Genomic DNA, 3372 nt, shown 5'->3' on the forward strand with positions numbered 1-3372 from the left:
TCTCGATGGAAACCCCGATGGACTCACACGAATGGCCCAGCCTGATCTCCCGACCCCTTCCAGCGCCGGCCAGGATGCCCAGGCGCTCGTCCTCATCGCCGAGGACGAACCCGAGATCGCCGAGATCCTGACCGCCTATCTCGCACGCGGCGGCCTGCGCACCGTGCATGCGGCCGACGGCCGCCGCGCACTGGAACTGCATCTGCAGCTCAAGCCCGACCTCGTGCTGCTCGACGTGCAGATGCCGCACGTCGACGGCTGGAAGGTGCTCGCCGAAATCCGTCATCGTGGCGACACGCCGGTGATCATGCTGACCGCGCTCGACCAGGACATCGACAAGCTCACCGGCCTGCGCATCGGCGCCGACGACTACGTGGTGAAGCCGTTCAACCCCGCCGAAGTCGTCGCGCGCGCACAGGCGGTGCTGCGCCGTTCGATGGCCGGCTCGCGCCAGGAAGAACAGCGGGTGCTGCGGGTCGCGCCGTTCGAGATCGATCTCGAACACCACGAAGCCACGCTCGAAGTGGGCAGCGAGCGGCACACGCTCGTGCTGACGCTCACCGAGTTCAAGCTGCTCGCGCAGCTCGCTCGCGCGCCGCGGCGCGTGTTCAGCCGCGCCGAGCTGATGGCCACCTGCCTGCCGGAAGGCGACGCGCTGGAGCGCACGGTGGACAGCCACGTCAGCAAGCTGCGCAAGAAGCTGGACGACCTCGGCGTGCAGGGCGTGCCCGTCAGCGTGCGCGGCGTCGGCTACAAGCTCTGGAGTTGACCGTGAAGCTCGATGGCCTGAGCCGGCAGATCGCGCTGACGATGGCCGGGATGGTGTTCGGCGTGACGCTGCTGATGGTGCTCACCGCCACCATCTTCTACTACGTCGCGTTCAACTACTGGCCCGCGCATTTCAACACGAAGAACCTCCTGCCGACCGCGCCGGAATGGCTGTGGCTGATCGCCACTACGTCGGTCGGCCTCGTGCTGTCGGTCGCGGTCGCCGTCAATCTCGCGCGCCGCATCCTCGTGCCGCTCAATTCGGTCACCGACAGCATTCGCCGCGTCGCACGCGGCGATCTCGGCGCGCGCGCCGTCACGGGCGACCGCTCGCTGCACGAAGCCGCGCTGCTCGCCGACAACTTCAACGCGCTCGCCGACGAGCTGCAGCGCGTGACCAACGAGCAGGCGATCTGGAACGCCGCGATCGCGCACGAGCTGCGCACGCCCGTCACGGTGCTGCGCGGGCGCCTGCAGGGGCTCGCCGAAGGCGTGTTCAAGCCCGACGAAGCGCAATTCCGCAGCCTGCTCGCGCAGGTCGAAGGGCTGACGCGGCTGATCGAGGATCTGCGCGTGGTCAGCCTCGCGGATGGCGGCCACCTGAGCATCGAGCTCCGCGACGCCGATCTCGCCGCCGACGTGCGCGCCGTGGTCGACGTGTTCACTCATACGCTGCAGGCCGCCGGCCAGCATCCGGTGCTCGATCTCGACACGCGGCGCATGTGTTGCGACCCGGTGCGCATCCGTCAGGCGCTGCTCGCGCTGCTGGAAAACGCGCGCCGCCATGCGGTGCCCGGCACGATCCGCATCCAGACATGCATTGAAGAAGGCATGTGCCGGCTGCGCGTCGAAGACGACGGCCCCGGCATCCCGGCCGATTTCGCGCCGCACGTGTTCAAGGCCTTTCGGCGCGTCGACGAGTCGCAGCCCGGCGGCAGCGGCCTCGGGCTCGCCGTCGTCGCGGCGATCGCGCATGCGCACCATGGCGAAGCCGTCTGCATGCCGACCGGCGCGGGCGGTACGCGATTCGAAGTGCAGTGGCCCGACAACCTCGTGCCGGCACCGGAAAACGAGCGCTTTCCGGCTTGAAACGCCGCCTTTACGTAGCTTTGACCGTCACGCTTGCGGTTCGCACCCGACCTGTTCGATCGGCGGGTTGAACCCGAGCACCGTGTACTCCCGCACGGACACTTTTCCTTTCCCCGCCGCGCCCTGCACGACGACCGCGCGCACCGCACCGGCCCGGTCGAATTTCAGGCGGGTGCCGACGGTCGCGTTGCGCAGCGCCTCCACTTCCTCGATCCGCGCGATCGCCAGCTTGCGCACCGCGCCGGACACGTACACCGGCAGGAACACCAGCGCGATGAAGATCGACACCGCGTCCTTCGAGGCGGTATCCAGCACCGGCTGACCCGACATCACGAGCGACAGCGACGTCGCCGCGACGAAGATCGCGAGCACGGTCGCGCCCACGCCGAGCGACGAGAACCGCTCGGCCGCCTTCTTCATGCGTGCCTTCACGAGCGCGCGCGTGGTCGCGGCGGGCACCAGCCATTCGCGCTGCGCGCCGTGGTACCCGGCGAAACCGAGAAACAGCGTCGCGACGGCACTGATGCCGATGGCGGTGTACAGCGCGTCGAACAGCACGCAGATGAATTCGAGCACGAACACGATCACCGGCGGCCACAGCAGCAGACGGAACGAATAGCCGTCGCGGCCATGCCCGCGGATCCACCATTTCACCGGCGGCAGGTCCCAGAAGCGGCTCTCGCGGCGGAGTGAAAGTTCTTCGTCGTCGGTCAATTCTTCACCTGTGGTGCTCCGTTGCATCGGGTGCGGCTGATGCGAATGATGCCCCTGAAACGGGAATGAATACCTGGGGTTATCGATTGATCCCAAAGATTCATTAGACAGTGTCTCCGCCGCCGCGCGATGCTGGCCCGGCCAGTGAACGCGGCGTCATCGCCACGCCGCGCACGAGAATGGAGTGAGACACATGCCTAACGACCACCGTCAACGGCGCCACACCCTGTGGCTGCTGTGCGCGCTTTCGTTCATCCTCTACGTCGACCGCGTCAACCTCGCGACCGCGGCCGGCGCGATCAAGGCCGAACTCGGCCTGTCGAATACCGAACTTGGCGTCGCATTCTCCGCGTTCGCGTATTCGTATGCAATCTGCCAGATCGGCGGCGGCTGGATCGCCGACCGGTTCGGCGCCCGCATCACGCTGATCGGCTGCGGGCTGATCTGGGTCGTATCGACCTTCACCACCGGCTTCGTGCACAGCCTCGGGCTGCTGTTCGCCGCGCGCCTGCTGCTCGGCATTGGCGAAGGCGCGACGCTGCCCGCCCAGGCCCGCGCGATCACCCACTGGTTCCCGCGCGAGCGGCGCGGCGTGGTGCAGGGCTTCACGCATTCGTTCTCGCGGCTCGGCAACGCGGTCACGCCGCCGATCGTCGCGGCGCTGATGACGTGGCTGTCGTGGCGCGCGGCGTTCTTCGTGATCGGCGCGGTCACGCTGGTGTGGCTCGCCTGGTGGGTCGTCGGCTTCCGCGAATATCCGCTCGGCGACGAAGCCGGCCACGATCGCCCGCGCGCGGCCCG

Annotated in this window: 4 protein-coding genes; 3 read left to right on the top strand and 1 reads right to left on the bottom strand. The window is 68.0% G+C overall.

Features of this window, described 5'->3' with window-relative positions; translation table 11 throughout:
• Positions 1 to 31 precede the first annotated feature (31 nt).
• Both G3N93_RS36625 and G3N93_RS36630 read left to right on the top strand, forming a co-directional pair.
• On the top strand, positions 32 to 769 hold the full coding sequence (locus G3N93_RS36625; protein ID WP_174939601.1) for a response regulator: 738 nt from the start codon (positions 32 to 34) through the stop codon (positions 767 to 769).
• A 2-nt stretch (positions 770 to 771) separates the two neighbouring features.
• The gene (locus tag G3N93_RS36630; RefSeq protein ID WP_174948213.1) at positions 772 to 1857 is read left to right on the top strand and encodes an ATP-binding protein; all 1086 of its coding nucleotides are present in this window, start codon (positions 772 to 774) and stop codon (positions 1855 to 1857) included.
• Between the two features lie 27 nt (positions 1858 to 1884).
• On the opposite strand, the gene G3N93_RS36635 is transcribed toward G3N93_RS36630, so the two are convergent.
• On the bottom strand, positions 1885 to 2571 hold the full coding sequence (locus G3N93_RS36635) for a hypothetical protein (RefSeq protein WP_174939597.1): 687 nt from the start codon (positions 2569 to 2571) through the stop codon (positions 1885 to 1887).
• 193 nt (positions 2572 to 2764) lie between these two features.
• Here G3N93_RS36635 and G3N93_RS36640 point away from each other — a divergent pair.
• Positions 2765 to 3372, top strand: a 608-nt coding sequence (locus tag G3N93_RS36640; RefSeq protein ID WP_206135204.1) for an MFS transporter, incomplete at its 3' end; no start/stop codon positions are given.

It is taken from the genome of Burkholderia sp. Se-20378 (assembly GCF_017104665.1).
In the GTDB taxonomy this organism is placed as follows: domain Bacteria; phylum Pseudomonadota; class Gammaproteobacteria; order Burkholderiales; family Burkholderiaceae; genus Burkholderia; species Burkholderia lata.

Bases quoted from the DNA above. Each gene is read 5' to 3' on its own strand.
- G3N93_RS36625 (WP_174939601.1), top strand. From the start codon at position 32: ATGGCCCAGCCTGATCTCCCGACCCCTTCCAGCGCCGGCCAGGATGCC.